Genomic DNA, 18186 nt, shown 5'->3' with positions numbered 1-18186 from the left:
GAAGGAGCGCAATGCGGATCACGGGACTCGGCCACGCCGGGATGTTCATCGAGACGGTCGGCGGAAACATCATCTGCGACCCCGTGCTCGGGCCCTCCTTCTTCGGCTCCTGGTTCCCGTTTCCCGACAACCGCGGCCTCGACTGGGAGCGCTTCGGACGCGAAGCGGACTTCCTCTACATCTCGCATCGTCACCGTGACCACTTCGACCCGAAGCTGCTGGAGCGGTACATCCGCAAGGACATCGAAGTGCTTCTTCCGGAGTACCCGATCGACGACCTGGAAAAGGACATCCGCGCGCTCGGCTACGAGAACATCACCTACGCGCCGGCTGGCGAGGTCATCCAGCGCGGTGACCTGAAGATCATGATCACCCCGTTGCGTGCGCCCAGCGACGGCCCGATCGGCGATTCCTCGCTGAGCGTCGACGACGGCACCGGGTCCGTGCTGAACCAGAACGACTCGCACCCGCTCGACCTGGAGAAGCTGTTGGACTTCGGCACGCCGGACGCGTACTTCACGCAGGTGTCCGGTGCCATCTGGTGGCCGATGGTCTACGACCTGCCGCTGGACGCCAAGCAGAACTTCGCCCAGCTCAAGCGCGACGCGCAGAACAAACGCGCGATGTACTACATCGAGAAGGTCGACGCTCCGCACGTCTTCCCGATGGCGGGCCCGCCGATGTTCCTCCGTGACGAACTGTTCGACTTCAACGGGCTGGGCAGGAACGGCGAGTCGATCTTCACCGATCAGAAGCAGTTCCTCGCGCACATGAAGGAATTGACGCCGCAGTACGACGGACACTTGTTCGTCCCCGGTACCGTGGTGACGGTCGCCGGCGGTGAGGTCTCAACCGAGCAGACCCTGTACACGGATGCCGAGATCGCGCACGTCTTCGACGAGAAATGGGAGTACCTCGAAGCGCAGCGCGCGAGCCGCCAGCAGGAGATCCGCGACGAGGAAGCATCGCGCGCGGAGATCATCCCACCCGCCGAGATGCTCGAGGCGCTCAAGACCTGGTGGGAGCCGCTGCTGAAGAAGTCGCGCACCATCCGTCTCGGTGTCGGCGGATGCGTGCGGTTCCGCATCGGCGACCTCGACATGGTCGTCGACTTCCCCCGCGCGAAGGTCCGGGAATACGCGGGGGAGGAGTGCATCTACTGGTACACGATCCCCGCCGATCTCGTTTCGACGAACATCCGCGACCACGAGATCGACTGGTCGAACTCGATCTTCCTGTCCATGCAGTTCCAAGTGGGCCGCAGCGGCAAGTTCAACGAGTTCCTCACGACGTTCCTCAAGTGCCTCTCGGTCGACCGCATCGAGTACGTCGAGAACTGGTACTCCGAGCAGACCGATCAGACCGAGGACGCCGAGGTCGGCGACTGGATCGTGCAGCGCCGCTGCCCGCATCTGCGCGCTGACCTGACGAAGACCGGAAAGGTCGATGAGAACGGCATCCTCACCTGCAGCATGCACGACTGGAAGTGGGACCTGAAGACCGGTCGCTGCCTCTCGACGAGCGGTCATGCGATCCGCTCGACGAAGATCGACGACGTCACCGATGAGGCGTTGCGTCCGGCGGTCTGATCCGCAGGTTCGCGTTCCGGTAGACTCGACCACGCAAGCAACCTTTAACACCGTCCTGTGAGGCGGAGAAGGGAGCGGCCGATGAGCACGCGCACTGTGCTGCATGAAGCCGATATCTCGCGGGCATTGACCCGTATCGCACATGAGATCCTCGAATCCAATCGGGGGGCTTCCGACCTCGTCCTGCTGGGGATTCCGACCCGGGGCGTCACGTTGGCTCACCGCCTCGGAGCGCTGGTCAGCGACATCGCGCAGACCACCATCCCGGTCGGGTCGCTCGACATCACGCTCTTCCGCGATGATCTGTCCAAGCATCCGACGCGGTCCCCGCACCCGACGGACATTCCCGCCGGCGGCATCGACGGCAAGACGGTCGTGCTCGTCGACGACGTCCTCTTCTCCGGCCGCAGCATTCGCGCCGCGCTCGACGCGATTCAGTCGATCGGCCGACCCGCAGCGGTGCGACTGGCGATCCTCGTCGACCGGGGGCACCGCGAACTGCCCATCCGACCCGACTTCGTCGGCAAGAACATCCCGTCGGCTCGGACCGAGCGGGTGAACGTGCGCCTGCGCGAGAACGACGGCGCCGAGGAGGTGACGATCGGCGAATGAGACACCTCCTCGACACCCGCATGCTCGACAAGGCGACCGCCCTGCAGATCCTCGATGTCGCCGAGGACATGGCAGACACCCAGTCCCGCGAAGTCAAGAAGTTGCCCACCCTGCGCGGCAAGACGGTCGTGAACCTCTTCTTCGAGGATTCCACCCGCACGCGCATCTCCTTCGAAGCCGCAGCGAAGCGTCTCTCCGCAGATGTCATCAACTTCGCAGCCAAGGGCTCCAGTGTCTCCAAGGGCGAGAGCCTCAAGGACACGGCGCAGACCCTGGAGGCCATCGGAGCGGATGCCGTCGTCGTGCGCCATCCGGGTTCCGGCGCCCCGCAGACCCTCGCCACCAGCGGCTGGATCTCCGCCGGCGTGGTGAATGCCGGCGACGGCACGCACGAGCACCCGACCCAGGCCCTGCTCGACGCGTACACGATCCGCAAGCGTCGCTTCGGCGCATCCAGCCGAGGCCGCGACCTCTCTGGGATCCGCGTCGTCATCGTCGGCGACGTGCTGCATTCCCGCGTCGCACGCTCCAACGTCTGGCTCCTCGCCACGCTCGGCGCCGAGGTGACGCTCGTCGCTCCTCCCACGCTGGTGCCGCAGAACGTGTCGCTCTGGCCGGCGCGCGTCGTCTACGACCTCGACGAGGCTCTCGCCGAGGCGCCGGATGCCGTGATGATGCTGCGGATTCAGCTCGAGCGCATGAATGCCGCATATTTCCCGACTGAGCGGGAGTATTCCCGACGCTGGGGCTTGGACGCACTGCGTGTCGCCCGGCTACCGGAAGGTAGCATTGTGATGCACCCCGGTCCGATGAACCGAGGACTGGAGATCTCCTCCGAAGCCGCTGATTCGCCCCGCTCGACGGTGCTGGAACAGGTGGCGAACGGAGTCTCCGTCCGGATGGCTGTGCTGTACCTGCTGCTGGCAGGAGAACGATACGACGAACGAGGGGGAGACCTGTGAACGAGACCCTCGTCATCACCGGCGCACGACTTCTCGGCGCGGAGAGCGCCGACATCATCATCGAGAACGGCACGATCGCCGAGATCGGCGCAGGCCTCAGCAGGGCAGGTGCTCGCACCATCGATGCAGACGGGCTCGTGGCGCTGCCCGGCCTGGTCGACCTGCACACACATCTGCGTGAACCCGGCTACGAAGCGTCCGAGACGATCCTCACCGGCACCAGAGCCGCCGCCGCCGGTGGCTTCACCGCCGTCTTCGCGATGCCGAACACCTCCCCGGTGGCCGACACGGCCGGCGTCGTCGAGCAGGAACTCGCCCTGGGCGAGGCCGCAGGCTACGCCACCGTGCAACCCATCGGCGCGGTCACCGTCGGCCAGAAGGGCGAGCGCCTCGCCGAACTCGGCGCCATGGCGTCCTCCCGTGCGAAGGTGCGCGTCTTCAGCGACGACGGCTTCTGCGTGTTCGACCCCCTCATCATGCGCCGGGCTCTCGAGTACGTGAAGTCCTTCGGCGGCGTCATCGCGCAGCACGCGCAGGACCCGCGCCTCACCGAAGGCGCGCAGATGAACGAGGGTACGGTCTCGGCAGAGCTCGGCCTCGCCGGCTGGCCCGCCGTCGCCGAAGAATCGATCATCGCTCGAGACGTTCTGCTCGCCGAGCATGTGGGATCGCGTCTGCACGTCTGCCATCTCTCCACTGCGGGCTCCGTCGACATCATCCGCTGGGCCAAGAAGCGCGGCATCAACGTCACCGCTGAGGTCACGCCGCATCACCTGCTCCTCACGGACGAGCTGGTGCGCGGCTACGACGCCCGGTACAAGGTGAACCCGCCGCTTCGTCGGGAAGAGGACGTGCTCGCCGTGCGCGAGGGCCTCGCCGACGGCACGATCGACATCGTCGCGACCGACCACGCCCCGCATCCCAGCGAGCACAAGGCGTGCGAGTGGCAGGCGGCCGCCAACGGCATGGTGGGCCTGGAGAGCGCCCTGCGCGTGGTGCACCAGTCCATGGTGCAGACCGGCCTCATCGGCTGGGCGGACGTCGCGCGGGTGATGAGTGCTGCCCCGGCGCGCATCGGCATGCTCGCCGGACACGGCACACCGCTCGAGGTCGGCGCACCCGCGCAGATCACTCTGTACGACGCGTCGGTCGACGGCGTCTTCACCGAGGCCGACCTGCACGGGCGCAGCACCAATTCGCCCTACCTCGGCCGACCGCTGCCCGGTCGCGTGCAGTACACGGTGCACGCCGGCACCGTGACGGTGGATGCCGGCGCTGTCGTCGAGGAGCTGAACGGATGAGCGTACGCGACATCGCCATCGCGATCACGATCGCCGTGGCACTGCTCGTGCTGCTGACGATGTACTTCGCTTGGCGACGACGTCTGCGTCGCGATTCCGGCCTCACCGCCCCGCTGGGCGTCCCCGAGCACGCCGAGGTCGACAGCCGTCACGAAGTCCTCTACGTCTCGACCACCCAGCACGACAAGCCGCTGGAGCGTCTCGCGATCTCGCCACTGGCGTATCGTGCGCGGGGCGAGCTCGCGATCACCGATCGCGGAGTCGCGCTCTGCCTGGACGGCGCCCCGACGGTGTTCCTCGCCTCGCCGAAACTCCGCTCAGTCGACCGCGCCACCGTCACCATCGACCGTGTCGTCGAACCCGGCGGGCTCGTCCGCATCGCCTGGAATGTCGACGACGACACGATCGTCGACTCCTACCTTCGCCTCACCACCGGCGACCCGAAGAACCTGATCTCCGCACTGCAGCGACTCGTCGCCGCATCCGACGGCCCAGCCGCCCCCGACACAGGAGCCGCACAATGACCTCTCTGCCAGAACCCGCCGTCCTCGTCCTCGAAGACGGCACCCGTCACACCGGACGCGCCTATGGCGCGCTGGGCACCACGCTCGGCGAGGTGGTCTTCGCCACCGGCATGTCGGGCTACCAGGAGACGCTGACCGATCCGTCCTACGCCGGGCAGATCGTGCTGCAGACCGCACCGCATATCGGCAACACCGGCATGAACGACGAGGACCCCGAGTCCCGCCGCATCTGGGTGTCCGGCTACATCGTCCGCGACCCTTCGCGTGTCGTCTCGAACTGGCGTGCCGACACCTCGCTCGATGCCGCGCTCATCGCAGACGGCATCGTCGGCATCAGCGGCATCGACACCCGGTCGATCACCCGGCACATCCGCGCGGCCGGATCCATGCGCGGCGGGATCTTCTCCGGCCCGGCCGCCGGGCTCGACCCGGAGGAGCAGCTGCGCTCCGTGCAGGAAGCCCCGCAGATGGCCGGCCGCAACCTCTCGGCCGAGGTCTCGGTCGACGTCGCGACGATCACCACGGCGCTGGGAGACCGGATCGGCGACCTCGCCGTCCTCGACCTCGGGGTCAAGCAGGCCACGATCGACAACCTCGCCGCTCGTGGTTTCGACGTGCACGTGCTGCCGCAGAACGTCACCATCGATGAGATCCGCGCGATCGATCCGGTCGCCGTGTTCTACTCCAACGGTCCCGGTGATCCGGCTGCGTCAGACGGGCACGTCGAACTGCTGCGCGAGGTGCTGGATGCGGGCCTGCCGTTCTTCGGCATCTGCTTCGGAAACCAGCTGCTCGGCCGCGCTCTCGGCCTCGGCACCTACAAGCTGCCGTTCGGCCACCGCGGCATCAACCAGCCGGTGCTCGACAAGACCACCGGGAAGGTGGAGATCACCGCGCACAACCACGGCTTCGCCGTCGACGCCCCTCTGGACGGCCCCTTCGACAGCCCGAACGGCTACGGCAAGGTCGAAGTCAGCCACATCGGGCTGAACGACAACGTGGTCGAAGGACTGCGTGCCCTCGACATCCCCGCCTTCTCAGTGCAGTACCACCCCGAGGCCGCTGCCGGCCCGCACGACGCCAACTACCTCTTCGATCGCTTCGCGGCAATGGTCCGCGAGAACAAGGACGCCAAGTAATGCCCAAGCGCGACGACATCCGCTCCGTCCTCGTCATCGGCTCCGGCCCCATCGTCATCGGCCAGGCCTGCGAGTTCGACTATTCCGGCACCCAGGCGTGCCGTGTGCTCCGCGAGGAGGGCGTCCGCGTCATCCTCGTCAACTCCAACCCGGCCACGATCATGACCGATCCGGACTTCGCCGACGCGACCTACGTCGAGCCGATCACCTGGCAGGTCATCGAGACCATCATCGCCAAGGAGAAGCCCGACGCGATCCTCCCGACTCTCGGTGGCCAGACCGCGTTGAACGCGGCGATCGAGCTGCACACCCACGGCATCCTCGAGAAGTACGACGTCGAGCTGATCGGCGCCAGCTTCGAGGCGATCAACAAGGGCGAAGACCGCCAGATCTTCAAGCAGCTCGTGCTCGACGCCGGAGCCGATGTCGCGGACAGCCGCATCGCGCACACGATGGACGAGGTTCTCGCCGCTGCCGGCGAGCTCGGCTATCCGCTCGTCGTGCGCCCCTCGTTCACGATGGGCGGTCTGGGCTCGGGCTTCGCGTACGACGAGAACGACCTGCGCCGCATGGCCGGGGCAGGGCTTCACGACTCGCCGACCAACGAGGTGCTCCTGGAGGAGTCGATCCTCGGCTGGAAGGAGTACGAGCTCGAGCTCATGCGCGACACCGCCGACAACACCGTGGTCGTCTGCTCCATCGAGAACGTCGACCCGGTCGGCGTGCACACCGGCGACTCGATCACCGTCGCCCCCGCGCTGACGCTGACCGACCGCGAGTACCAGAAGCTGCGCGACATCGGCATCGACATCATCCGCGCCGTCGGCGTCGACACCGGCGGCTGCAACATCCAGTTCGCCGTCAACCCGGAGAACGGCCGGATCATCGTGATCGAGATGAACCCGCGCGTCTCACGCTCGAGCGCCCTCGCCTCGAAGGCGACGGGGTTCCCGATCGCCAAGCTCGCCGCCAAGCTCGCGCTCGGCTACCGTCTCGACGAGATCCCGAACGACATCACCGGAGTGACGCCGGCGAGCTTCGAGCCGACACTCGACTACGTCGTCGTCAAGGTGCCGCGCTTCGCCTTCGAGAAGTTCCCGGCCGCCGATGTGACGCTGACCACCACCATGAAGTCCGTGGGCGAGGCGATGGCGATCGGCCGCAACTACGCCACGGCGCTGCAGAAGGCGCTCCGCTCGCTGGAGAAGCGCGGCTCGAGCTTCCACTGGGGCACCGAGAACCGCAGCGTCGAGGAGCTCCTGGAAATCTCGAAGACCCCGACGGACGGCCGCATCGTGGTGCTGCAGCAGGCGCTGCGCAAGGGCGCCACGATCGAGCAGGCATTCGACGCCACCGCCATCGATCCCTGGTTCATCGACCAGATCGTCCTCATCAACGAGGTCGCCGAGATCGTGCGCACGGCAGACGAACTGGATGCCGCCACGCTCCGCTACGCGAAGGAGCACGGCTTCTCCGATGCGCAGCTGGCCGAGCTCCGCGGTACCACCGAGGCCGAGGTGCGCGGAGTGCGCCACGGCCTCGGCATCCGCGCGGTCTACAAGACGGTCGACACCTGCGCCGGCGAGTTCCCGGCACTGACGCCGTACCACTACTCGAGTTACGACTTCGAGACCGAGGTCGCGCCGTCCGATCGCACCAAGGTCGTCATCATCGGCTCGGGTCCGAACCGCATCGGACAGGGTGTCGAGTTCGACTACTCCTGCGTGCACGCCTCGTTCGCGCTCTCGGATGCCGGATTCGAGACCGTCATGGTCAACTGCAACCCGGAGACGGTCTCCACCGACTACGACACCTCCGACCGCCTCTACTTCGAGCCGCTCACCCTGGAGGACGTTCTCGAGGTGCTCGATGCGGAAGCCGCCAGCGGCACCATCCTTGGCGTCGTCTGCCAGCTCGGCGGCCAGACCCCGCTGGGGTTGGCGAAGGGCATCGAAGCGGCCGGTTACGCCGTGCTCGGCACCAGCCCCGAGGCGATCGATCTCGCCGAGGAGCGTGCGCTGTTCAGCGGCATCCTGGATGCCGCAGGGCTCGTCGCCCCGCGTCATGGCACCGCAACCGATGTCGATGGCGCCGTCGCGGTCGCCGAGGACATCGGTTACCCGGTGCTGGTCCGCCCGAGCTTCGTGCTCGGCGGGCGGGGCATGGAGATCGTCTACGACACCGAGAGCCTGCGCGACTACTTCGTGCGCACGGCTGGCGAGGTCATCATCGAAGAGGGCAAGCCGCTCCTGGTGGACCGGTTCCTCGACGATGCGATCGAGATCGACGTCGACGCGCTGTACGACGGCGTGGATCTGTACATCGGCGGCGTCATGGAGCACCTCGAAGAGGCCGGCATCCACTCCGGAGACTCCAGCTGCACCCTGCCCCCGATCTCGCTCGGTCGATCCGACATCGACCGGGTGCGCACCGCCACGCTGGCGATCGCCGAGGGCGTCGGCGTCCGCGGCCTGCTGAACGTGCAGTTCGCGATCAGCGCCGGCGTGCTCTACGTCATCGAGGCGAACCCGCGCGCGAGCCGCACGGTGCCGTTCGTCTCGAAGGCTCTGGGTATCCCGCTCGCGAAGGCCGCCAGCCGGATCATGGTCGGCGCGACTGTCGCCGAGCTGATCGGCGAGGGGATGCTGCCGGAGCGCGATGGCTCGCGCGTGCCCCTGGGCGCGCCGGTCGCCGTCAAGGAAGCCGTGCTGCCCTTCAAGCGCTTCCGCACCAAGGACGGCAAGATCGTCGACTCCGTGCTCGGCCCGGAGATGCGCTCCACCGGTGAGGTGATGGGCATCGACAAGGACTTCCCGACCGCGTTCGCGAAGAGCCAGGCCGCTGCCTACGGCGGCATGCCGACATCGGGAACCGTGTTCATCTCCGTCGCCGACTCCGACAAGCGCGCCGTGATCCTGCCGGCTCACCGGCTGCAGCAGCTGGGCTTCACGATCGTCGCGACCGAAGGAACGGCCGAGATCCTGTCGCGCAACGGCATCGCGGTGACGGTGGTCGAGAAGTACAGCGAGACGCAGACCAGCGGCGCGCAGAACATCGTCGACCTCATCAACGACGGGCAGATCGACATCGTCGTGAACACGCCGTCCGGTGGCACGGCGCGCGCTGATGGTTACGAGATCCGGGCGGCCGCCGTCGCCGCGGACAAGGCTCTCTTCACGACGATGGCGGTGCTCGGTGCTGCGGTCAGCGGAATGGATGCCGCGCACAAGGGCTTCGACGTCCGCAGTCTCCAGGAGTACGCGCTCGATCGTCAGGCGGCCCTGTGAGCGCACGTTTCGGGGAGCGGGTTCGCGCGGCGCTGCTCGCGCGCGGACCGCTCTGCGTCGGCATCGATCCGCACGCCGGCCTCCTCGACTCCTGGGGGCTGTCGTACGATGCGGCCGGCGCCAGGGAGTTCGGTCTTCGAACGGTGGATGCCGCGGCCGGCCGTGCAGCGATCGTGAAGCCGCAGGTGTCGTTCTTCGAAAGGTTCGGCTCGGTCGGCATCGCCGCCCTCGAGGACGTGCTCGCGGCCGCCCGCGCAGCCGGCCTCATCGTGATCGCGGATGCGAAGCGCGGTGACATCGGGTCGACGATGGACGCCTACGCCGCCGCCTGGTTGACCCCGGGTTCGCCGTTGGAGGCCGACGCCGTCACCGTGAACCCGTTCCTCGGTGTGGGAGCGCTCGACGGCGCCTTCGCGCTCGCGGAGCGAACCGGCAAGGGGCTGTTCGTCCTGGCGGCGACCAGCAACCCGGAGGCCGAGGTTCTGCAGCGCTCTTCGAACGAGCGGGGCGAAACCGTGTCGTCCGCGGTGATCGCCGAAGTCTCGGCACGGAACGAACAGGCCTCGCCGACGGGGGAGTGGGGGAGCTTCGGCTTCGTCATCGGCGCCACGGTCGACTGGACGGATGCCGGGCTCACGGCCTTCGCGCCGCCCGCACCGATCCTCGCCCCCGGCTTCGGCGTGCAGGGTGCCGCACCGGAGGACCTCCGCGCGCGGTTCGGCACGATGAGCGATTGCGTGATCGCGAGCGAGAGTCGCAGCATCCTGATGGCGGGCCCGGCGGGTCTCGCCGCGGCCATCGACGCGCGCAACGCGCAGTATCTCGAGGTGACCCATGGCTGAAGTCAGGACCGTCCCCGATGTCGACCGCGCAGCGGCGGCACGGAAGGCCGTCGAGCGTCGGCGCGCGCGCGCCGCGCTCAAGCGTGACCTCACGATGCGGGTGACGACGCCGCAGACGGTGCTCTCACACGCCATCGCCGATGCCGACTCCGTCGCCGGCTCCATGCGCATCACCGACTTCCTGCTGGCGCTGCCGGCGATCGGTTCCGGAAAGCGCGATCGGATCCTCGACGAGCTGCATATCTCCCCGGTGAAGCGGCTCGGTGGACTCGGCGTGCGCCAGCGCGTGCTGCTCAGGGAATGGCTGGACGGGCGATTCCCGGAAGCGCAGCCCCGTGATGGCCGCAGTCGTCTGCTCGTGCTGGCCGGCCCCACGGCCGTCGGCAAGGGCACGGTCGCAGCGCACATCAGGGAGAACCACCCCGAGATCCATCTCTCGGTCTCGGCGACGACTCGGGCACCTCGACCGGGGGAGATCGACGGCGTGCACTACTACTTCGTCGATGACGCCGAGTTCGATCGCCTCATCGCCGACGGAGAACTCCTGGAGTTCGCCATGGTGCACAACCGCTCCCGCTACGGCACGCCGCGGGCGCCGATCGACCTCGCCCTGAGCCAGGGAAAGACCGTGCTGCTCGAGATCGACCTGCAGGGAGCACGCCAGGTGCGCAAGGCCGAGCCGTCCGCGACGCTGATCTTCCTGCTGCCGCCGAGCTGGGACGAACTGGTCCAGCGACTCGTCGGACGCGGCACCGAAGAGGCGGAAGAACGGGCCCGTCGACTCCGCACGGCGAAGGTCGAACTGGCCGCCCAGAGCGAGTTCGATCACCGCATCGTGAACGAGGACGTCGCCGTCGCCGCGCGCGAGGTCGTAGAATTGTCTTCAAGCTCTGCGCGCTGAACGTCTCCCGCGCCTATTGCACCGTCTTCGCGACGATCCCGTCGCCTGATCAGGAGGTCTCACCATGGCCGGACACCACACCAACGGAATCATCGATCCCCCCATCGACAACCTGCTCGACCGCGTCGACTCGAAGTACGAACTGGTCATCTACGCGGCCAAGCGCGCCCGTCAGATCAACGACTACTACTCGGACCTGCACGAGGGCAACCTGTTCGACAACGTCGGCCCGCTGGTCGACTCGTCCGTCGAGGACAAGCCGCTTACCATCGCGCTGCACGAGATCAACGAGGACAAGCTCCGCCTGCGTCACGCAGAGTGACATTCGGACCGCGCCTCCCCGTTTGTCGGAGGCGCGGTTCAGAATGGGTGCATCCACCCTTTCCCCGTCCGTCCCCGTTCTGGAGCACCGATGAGCGCGCTGCGTCTGTTCACGTCCGAGTCCGTCACCGAGGGGCATCCGGACAAGATCTGTGACCAGATCTCAGACAGCATCCTCGATGGCCTCATCGCCAAGGACGCGGAATCCCGGGTCGCTGTGGAGACTCTCGTGACCACGGGGCTCGTGCACGTCGCCGGCGAGATCCGCACCGAGGCCTACGTCGACATCCCGACGATCGTCCGCCAGGTCGTGAACGGCATTGGCTACACCTCCAGCGACACCGGCTTCGACGGCGATTCCTGCGGCGTGAGCATCTCGGTGGGGGAGCAGTCGACCGACATCGCCCACGGGGTCGACAACGCGCAGGAGCATCGCGACGGTTCCTCGAGCGACCCACTCGACGCGCTCGGCGCCGGCGACCAGGGCATCATGTTCGGTTTCGCCACGAATGAGACGCCGCAGCTGATGCCGATGGCCGCCTGGACGGCGCACCGCCTCGCGGAACGCCTCGCCGAGGTGCGCCGCTCCGGACTGCTCCCGTTCCTGCGCCCCGACGGCAAGACCCAGGTCACACTCGGCTACGAGGGCTTCACTCCGAAGACCGTCGATGCGGTGGTGCTGTCGACGCAGCACAATCCGGATATCTCCCAGGATGAGCTGAAAGCACAGCTGCGCGAGCACGTCATCGCTCCGATCCTGGCGACCACGGGCCTCGACCTCTCCGATGTGACGTACTACATCAACCCGGCCGGCCCGTTCGTCACGGGTGGCCCCAAGGGCGACGCCGGCCTCACCGGCCGCAAGATCATCATCGACACGTATGGCGGGGCCGCGCGCCACGGCGGCGGGGCCTTCAGCGGCAAGGACCCGTCGAAGGTCGACCGGTCCGGCGCCTACGCCACCCGCTGGGTCGCGAAGAACGCGGTGGCCGCAGGTCTCGCCGACCGACTCGAGGTGCAGATCGCCTACGCCATCGGGGTCGCCCGTCCGGTCGGCCTGTACGTCGAGACGTTCGGTACCGGCAAGGTCTCCGACGAGGCGATCATCCAGGCGATCAGCACGGTGTTCGACCTCCGTCCGCAGGCGATCATCGAAGAGCTCGACCTCCTCCGGCCGATCTACGCGCAGACCGCCGCCTACGGGCACTTCGGCCGCGAGCTTCCCGACTTCACCTGGGAGCGCACCGACCGCGCCGAAGAGCTGCGCCGCGCTGCCGGGCTCTGATGGGGAATCGGTTCCCCCGGATACCTCAGCCCTCATGAGCACCGAGAGCCGACGCATCGCGCGAGTTCTCCTGGACTCCCCGCTGCCGCAGCTCGACCGGCTTTTCGACTACGCGCTGCCTGCGGAACTCGGCGAGGTGCCGCTCGGCGTCCGCGTTCGCGTCCCGCTGCGCACTGCGGGCCGGGTGATCGACGGGTACGTCATCGAGGTCGACACCGAAGATGACGCGGATCGTGCGCTCTCCGAGGTGGAGAGCATCGTGTCGACGGCCTCGGTGCTGCCGGAACGGCTGTATCGCCTGGCCCGGCGTGCCGCTGATCGGGCCGCGGGTTCCGCCTCGGACGTCCTGCGCCTCGCCATTCCCAAGCGGCAGGTCCGAGTCGAGAAGGCATGGACGGCGGATGCTCCTGCCGTCCGCCCGCACGAGACCGCGCTCGCTCGTGCCGCAGAGGTCATCGGGCGCTACGAAGGTCTCGAGGCTGTACTTGCGGAGCGCGGACGCGCCGCGGTCGAGGCGATCCCTGCGCTGGATGACGATTCTCCGGCATGGGCGCAGCTGCTGGCGGCCGTGGCGGTGCGCACCCTGTCGTCGGGGTCGTCTGCGGTGCTCGTCGTCCCGGATCACCGTGACGTCGACAGCCTGCTGAAGACGCTTTCGGTTCTGGTGCCGGACGAAGCCGTGGCGCGCCACGACTCGAGACAGTCGAATCCTGATCGCTATCGGGCGTTCCTGCGCACCCTCGAAGATGCGCCGTGCATCGTCGTCGGCAACCGCTCGGCCGTCTACGCGCCGGTCGAGGCCGGACTGGTCGTCATCTGGGACGACGGAGATCCTCTGCTCGGAGAGCAGCTCGCGCCCTACATCAACGCGCGCGACGCGGCGCTGCTTCGCCAGGAGCAGGAGGGGTCGGCCCTCCTGATCGCCGGAAACACCCGCACCACCGACACCGAGCGGCTCGTGCTGCACGGCTGGCTTCAGGACGTTCGTGCGGCGCGGCGCGTGCTACCGCGCGTGCTGTTGAGCACTCCGCAGGAGATGGAGCAGCCACAGGGGCAGCGACTGCCGTCGTCGGCCTTCCTCGCCGCACGGACAGCCGCGGCGGAGGGACCGGTCCTCGTCCAGGTGTCACGCCCGGGCTTCTCGCCGTCACTGGTGTGCGCAGGATGCCGCACGCCGGCCCGGTGCGCACATTGCGGCGGGCCGCTCGGAGCGCGACACCGCGGAGCCGTGCCGGTCTGCGGCTGGTGCGGGCGGTCGGCGCGCGCCTGGGCCTGCCCGTCGTGCTCCGGGGTGCAACTGCGCCTGGCGTCGTCAGGAAGCGAGCGCACGGCAGATGAGCTCGGTCGCGCGTTTCCGGGCGTGCGTGTGATCGTCGCCGATGGCGCACACCCCGTCGCCAAAGTCGATGCGCGGCCGGCGCTGGTCGTCGCCACCCGCGGAGCGGAGCCGCTCGCCGAGGGCGGCTATCGTGCCGTGGTGCTCCTGGACGGGGCACGGATGCTGCAGGCCCCCGATCTTCGTGTCGGCGAGGCATGCCTGCGCTGGTGGTCGAACGCGGCCGCTCTCGCCGCACCCGGCGCGCCCATTCACCTGGTCGGTGTCAACGGCCCGGTGGCGATGGCGCTCGCGACCTGGAACCACGCGGGGTACGCCCGAACGGAACTCGAATCCCGTGCTCCGCTGCACATGCCTCCGATCATGAGGGTCGCGCAGATCGAGGGCACCACCGACGCCATCACTCGCGCCCTGGAGGCGGTGCGGGAACTCGCTCTGCCCGCCGACGCGCTGCTCGGACCGGTGCCGATCGAATCGAACGATGACCCTCCGCGCCTGCGCGCCCTGCTCCGGTTCGACTACGGGTCGGGCCAGCGCGTCGCCACGACACTTCGCGCCGCCGCCGTCGCCGAGGCCGTTCGTCACCGCCGCGGCCGCGGACGTGCGACCCGCAGCACTCTCACGGTGCGCCTCGATATCCTCGACCCAGAGCTTTGACCTTCCGGAGAACCTTCATGCGCCTCGTCTTCGCCGGCACACCAGCCGCCGCCATCCCGACACTCCGCCGCTTGGCGACGGAGCACGACATCGCCGCGGTGGTGACCCGACCGGATGCGCCCCTCGGTCGCAAGCGCGTGATGACGCCCTCGCCTGTCGCGGCGGTCGCAGGCGAACTCGGCATCCCGGTGATTAAGGCGGCTCGCCTGGACGAGGAGGCTTCGGCGCGCATCGCCGCGTTGCGTCCGGACCTCGGCGTGATCGTCGCATACGGCGGTCTGGTGCGCGAGCCGCTGTTGTCGACGCCGACTCGGGGCTGGATCAACCTGCACTTCTCGCTGCTCCCGCAGTGGCGGGGCGCCGCGCCTGTCCAACGTGCCCTCATCGCGGGTGACGCAGAATTCGGAGCGAGCGTGTTCCAGCTCGTCGCCGAGTTGGACGCCGGCGACGTCTTCGCCACGCGGACGATCGCGATTCCGGACGGAGCGACGGCGGATGCCGCCCTCGACGCGCTTGCCGTCGGGGGCGCCGAGCTCACCGCAGAGGTCGTCGCCGGCATCTCGACCGGCACGGCGCACGCCGTGCCTCAGACCGGCACGGCGACCGTCGCTCCCAAACTCACCCTGGAGGACGGGTTGCTGGACTGGTCGCAGACCCTCGACCTCGTCTATGCGCGGTTCCGTGGCGTGACCCCCGAGCCCGGGGCCCACACGACCATCGGCGGATCGCGGGTGAAGATCCTCGAAGCCCAGAGAGCCACCGACGTCGAAGCGATGCCCCCGGGGACGATCGCGGCGGGCAAGGCGGCACTGCTGATCGGCACGTCCACCGCCCCGCTCGCCGTGACGCGCGTCCAGCCGGCCGGAAAGGCGGCCATGAGCGCCGTCGACTGGTGGCGCGGTCAGCGCGGTGCGGAAGATCTGCGAGCAGGCGCATGAGCGGTCAGCAGCGTCGCCCGCGGCACCCGCAGGGCCAGGGCGCACCCGGATCCGACCGCCGGGGTTCGAGCCGCAGTGGCGGTCAGCCGTCCCGCACGGTGCAGCCTTCCCGGGCTGTCCAGCCCGCACGCCGCGTCGCCTACGACGTGCTGCGCGCGGTCAGCGACTCCGACGCCTACGCGAACCTCCTGCTGCCGTCGGCCATCGTCGATGCAGGACTCTCGACGCAGGATGCGGCTCTCGCCACCGAACTCGCCTACGGGACGCTCCGCCGACGCGGCATGTACGACGCGATCATCGAGGCGGCAGCGGATCGCGACACCGCATCGATCGATCCGGCCGTGCTCGATGCGCTGCGACTCGCGGTGCATCAGCTCCTGGCGACGCGAGTGGCCTCGCACGCCGCTGTGAACGAGTCGGTGAATCTCGCCGCAGACGCTCAGGGCCGGGGGGCGGCGAGCTTCACGAATGCGGTGCTCCGGCGGATCGCGAGGGAGACACCGGGGGAGTGGCAGGAGCGGATCGAGCGGTCGGCGCGGTCCGACGACGAGCGACTCAGCCTCCGCACGGCGCATCCGGTGTGGGTGATCCGCGCGCTGCGCAGAGCCCTCGCCGCTGAGGGTCGCGCGGACGAACTGGAGGCGCTTCTCGAGGCCGACAACGTCTCACCCGAAGTGACGCTCGTCGCCTTGCCGGGACTGGCCGAGCAGGGGGAGCCGCGCCGCCCGTACGCCGCGACCGCCTTCGGCTCGCCCGGCGGCGATCCCCATCGGATCGTGGCCGGCTCCGGAGGCAAGGTCCGCGTCCAGGATGAGGGATCCCAGCTCGTGGCTCTCGCCCTTGCCGCGGCGGCGCCGATCCGCTCGGGGGAGCGCTGGCTCGACCTGTGCGCCGGCCCCGGTGGCAAGACCGCACTGCTGGCGGCCATCGCCGCGCAGCACGGCGCTCTTCTCGAGGCCAATGAGATCATCCCCGCGCGGGCGGGGCTCGTGCGCAACGCTCTCCGCCCTGTTCCCGGTGACGTCGTCGTGGACGAAGAGGACGGCCGCACGCTCGCTCGCGACCGCGCCGGGCAGTACGACCGCATCCTGGTCGACGCACCGTGCACGGGCCTCGGCGCCCTTCGCCGTCGGCCTGAGGCTCGCTGGCGGAAGACTCCGGCCGATGTCGCCGAGCTCGTTCCGCTGCAGGAGGAGCTCCTGTCGGCCGCTGTGGAGGCGCTCGCACCCGGTGGCATCGTCGCCTACGTCACCTGTTCACCGCACCTCGCTGAGACCACCGGAGTCGTGCAGGAGGTCCTGCGCGGGCGCACTGACCTCCACGAGCTCGACGCACGGGCGGTGCTGACGCACATCGCGCAATCGCCGATCGATCTCGGGACGCGCGACGACCAGCCCGATGGCGGATCCGCGCAGCTTTGGCCGCACCGCCACGGCACCGACGCGATGTTCCTCGCGCTGCTGCAGCGCACCGCAGCAGATCCGGCCGCGACAGCTCCCGGCGATGCCGCCGGGAAGGGAGAATAGACCCGTGGACCTTCGCCGCGCCCCGCGCATCAATCCCAGCATCCTCGCCGCCGACTTCGTCAACATGCAGCGCGATCTCGCGAAGATCGCCACCGCCGATTTCGCCCATGTCGACGTGATGGACAACCATTTCGTGCCGAACCTCACGTTCGGGACGCAGATGGTCGAGCGCATCCAGGCGACCAGCCCCATCCCGCTCGACGTCCACCTCATGATCACCGACCCCGACCGCTGGGCGCCGGCGTATGCCGAGCTCGGAGCGGCGAGCGTCACGTTCCACCTCGAAGCGGCCGCCGATCCAATCTCGCTCGCGCGGCGCCTGCGTGACATGGGCACCCGCGCCGGAATAGCCATCAAGCCGGGCACTCCGGCCGAAGGCCTGTACGACGTACTCGATGAGTTCGACCAGATCCTCGTGATGACGGTGGAGCCCGGATTCGGCGGGCAGGGCTTCATGCCCGAGACGATGCCGAAGCTGCGCTCGCTGGCCGACGAAGCACGACGACGCGGCTCGAACGTCTGGCTGCAGGTCGACGGCGGTATCTCGGACAGCACCATCGAGCTGGCCGCCGCCAGCGGAGCCGATACGTTCGTCGCCGGCTCCGCCGTCTATGGGGCCGACGACGTGGAGGCCGCCGTCACGCGGCTCAGGGACGCCGCACGAGCCGCTAGCCTGGAATCGTGAAGACTTTCGACGAGCTGTTCGCCGAGCTCAGCGTCAAGGCCGAGACTCGTCCGGCAGGATCGGGCACGGTCGCCGAGCTCGACGGCGGCGTGCACACGATCGGCAAGAAGATCGTCGAAGAGGCCGCCGAAGTGTGGATGGCCTCCGAGTACGAATCCGACGAGGCAGCGGCCGAGGAGATCTCCCAACTGCTGTACCACGTGCAGGTGATGATGATCGCGAAGGGCTTGAGCCTGCAGGACGTCTACCGACATCTCTGATGCGCTCCGCCCCTGTCGACC

General features: G+C 68.5%; 16 protein-coding genes. All 16 read left to right on the top strand.

The window, feature by feature from the left end; translation table 11 throughout:
• Nucleotides 1-11 precede the first annotated feature (11 nt).
• Entirely contained in the window at nucleotides 12-1589 is a 1578-nt protein-coding gene (locus MRBLWH12_RS05080) for a Rieske 2Fe-2S domain-containing protein (protein ID WP_363546797.1), read from the top strand.
• A gap of 81 nt (nucleotides 1590-1670) precedes the next feature.
• Nucleotides 1671-2201 carry a bifunctional pyr operon transcriptional regulator/uracil phosphoribosyltransferase PyrR gene (pyrR, locus tag MRBLWH12_RS05075; protein WP_363546794.1) on the top strand — a complete coding sequence of 177 codons (531 nt, stop codon included), beginning with the start codon at nucleotides 1671-1673 and terminating at the stop codon, nucleotides 2199-2201.
• Nucleotides 2198-3163: an aspartate carbamoyltransferase catalytic subunit gene (locus MRBLWH12_RS05070; protein WP_363546791.1), complete on the top strand. Its 966-nt coding sequence runs from the start codon at nucleotides 2198-2200 to the stop codon at nucleotides 3161-3163. Before pyrR ends, MRBLWH12_RS05070 begins: the two co-directional genes overlap by 4 nt.
• Nucleotides 3160-4464 carry a dihydroorotase gene (locus MRBLWH12_RS05065; RefSeq protein WP_341974757.1) on the top strand — a complete coding sequence of 435 codons (1305 nt, stop codon included), beginning with the start codon at nucleotides 3160-3162 and terminating at the stop codon, nucleotides 4462-4464. Before MRBLWH12_RS05070 ends, MRBLWH12_RS05065 begins: the two co-directional genes overlap by 4 nt.
• Entirely contained in the window at nucleotides 4461-4988 is a 528-nt protein-coding gene (locus MRBLWH12_RS05060; RefSeq protein ID WP_363546788.1) for a hypothetical protein, read from the top strand. Before MRBLWH12_RS05065 ends, MRBLWH12_RS05060 begins: the two co-directional genes overlap by 4 nt.
• Nucleotides 4985-6127: a glutamine-hydrolyzing carbamoyl-phosphate synthase small subunit gene (gene carA / locus MRBLWH12_RS05055; RefSeq protein WP_363546785.1), complete on the top strand. Its 1143-nt coding sequence runs from the start codon at nucleotides 4985-4987 to the stop codon at nucleotides 6125-6127. Before MRBLWH12_RS05060 ends, carA begins: the two co-directional genes overlap by 4 nt.
• Nucleotides 6127-9414, top strand: coding sequence for a carbamoyl-phosphate synthase large subunit (gene carB / locus MRBLWH12_RS05050; protein ID WP_363546783.1), 3288 nt, complete (start codon nucleotides 6127-6129; stop codon nucleotides 9412-9414). The genes carA and carB overlap by 1 nt, the downstream gene beginning before the upstream one ends.
• Nucleotides 9411-10256 carry an orotidine-5'-phosphate decarboxylase gene (gene pyrF / locus MRBLWH12_RS05045; protein ID WP_363546780.1) on the top strand — a complete coding sequence of 282 codons (846 nt, stop codon included), beginning with the start codon at nucleotides 9411-9413 and terminating at the stop codon, nucleotides 10254-10256. Before carB ends, pyrF begins: the two co-directional genes overlap by 4 nt.
• Entirely contained in the window at nucleotides 10249-11157 is a 909-nt protein-coding gene (gene gmk / locus MRBLWH12_RS05040; RefSeq protein ID WP_363546777.1) for a guanylate kinase, read from the top strand. The genes pyrF and gmk overlap by 8 nt, the downstream gene beginning before the upstream one ends.
• Before the next feature lie 64 nt (nucleotides 11158-11221).
• On the top strand, nucleotides 11222-11479 hold the full coding sequence (gene rpoZ / locus MRBLWH12_RS05035) for a DNA-directed RNA polymerase subunit omega (RefSeq protein ID WP_042536631.1): 258 nt from the start codon (nucleotides 11222-11224) through the stop codon (nucleotides 11477-11479).
• Nucleotides 11480-11569: 90 nt separating this feature from the next.
• Nucleotides 11570-12763 carry a methionine adenosyltransferase gene (gene metK, locus MRBLWH12_RS05030; protein ID WP_363546774.1) on the top strand — a complete coding sequence of 398 codons (1194 nt, stop codon included), beginning with the start codon at nucleotides 11570-11572 and terminating at the stop codon, nucleotides 12761-12763.
• 34 nt (nucleotides 12764-12797) lie between these two features.
• Entirely contained in the window at nucleotides 12798-14756 is a 1959-nt protein-coding gene (locus tag MRBLWH12_RS05025) for a primosomal protein N' (protein ID WP_363546771.1), read from the top strand.
• Nucleotides 14757-14773: 17 nt separating this feature from the next.
• Entirely contained in the window at nucleotides 14774-15694 is a 921-nt protein-coding gene (gene fmt / locus MRBLWH12_RS05020) for a methionyl-tRNA formyltransferase (RefSeq protein ID WP_363546768.1), read from the top strand.
• Nucleotides 15691-17220 (top strand): RsmB/NOP family class I SAM-dependent RNA methyltransferase, encoded by a 1530-nt coding sequence (locus MRBLWH12_RS05015; protein WP_363546764.1) that lies wholly within the window; start codon nucleotides 15691-15693, stop codon nucleotides 17218-17220. The genes fmt and MRBLWH12_RS05015 overlap by 4 nt, the downstream gene beginning before the upstream one ends.
• Before the next feature lie 4 nt (nucleotides 17221-17224).
• Nucleotides 17225-17905 carry a ribulose-phosphate 3-epimerase gene (gene rpe, locus MRBLWH12_RS05010; protein WP_363546762.1) on the top strand — a complete coding sequence of 227 codons (681 nt, stop codon included), beginning with the start codon at nucleotides 17225-17227 and terminating at the stop codon, nucleotides 17903-17905.
• The gene (locus MRBLWH12_RS05005) at nucleotides 17902-18165 is read left to right on the top strand and encodes a phosphoribosyl-ATP diphosphatase (protein ID WP_341974777.1); all 264 of its coding nucleotides are present in this window, start codon (nucleotides 17902-17904) and stop codon (nucleotides 18163-18165) included. The genes rpe and MRBLWH12_RS05005 overlap by 4 nt, the downstream gene beginning before the upstream one ends.
• Nucleotides 18166-18186 lie beyond the last annotated feature (21 nt).

The sequence above is a fragment of the Microbacterium sp. LWH12-1.2 genome, assembly GCF_040675825.1.
In the GTDB taxonomy this organism is placed as follows: domain Bacteria; phylum Actinomycetota; class Actinomycetes; order Actinomycetales; family Microbacteriaceae; genus Microbacterium.
Note: the sequence above shows the minus strand (reverse complement) of the source record. Positions and strands in the feature narration are given on the sequence as shown.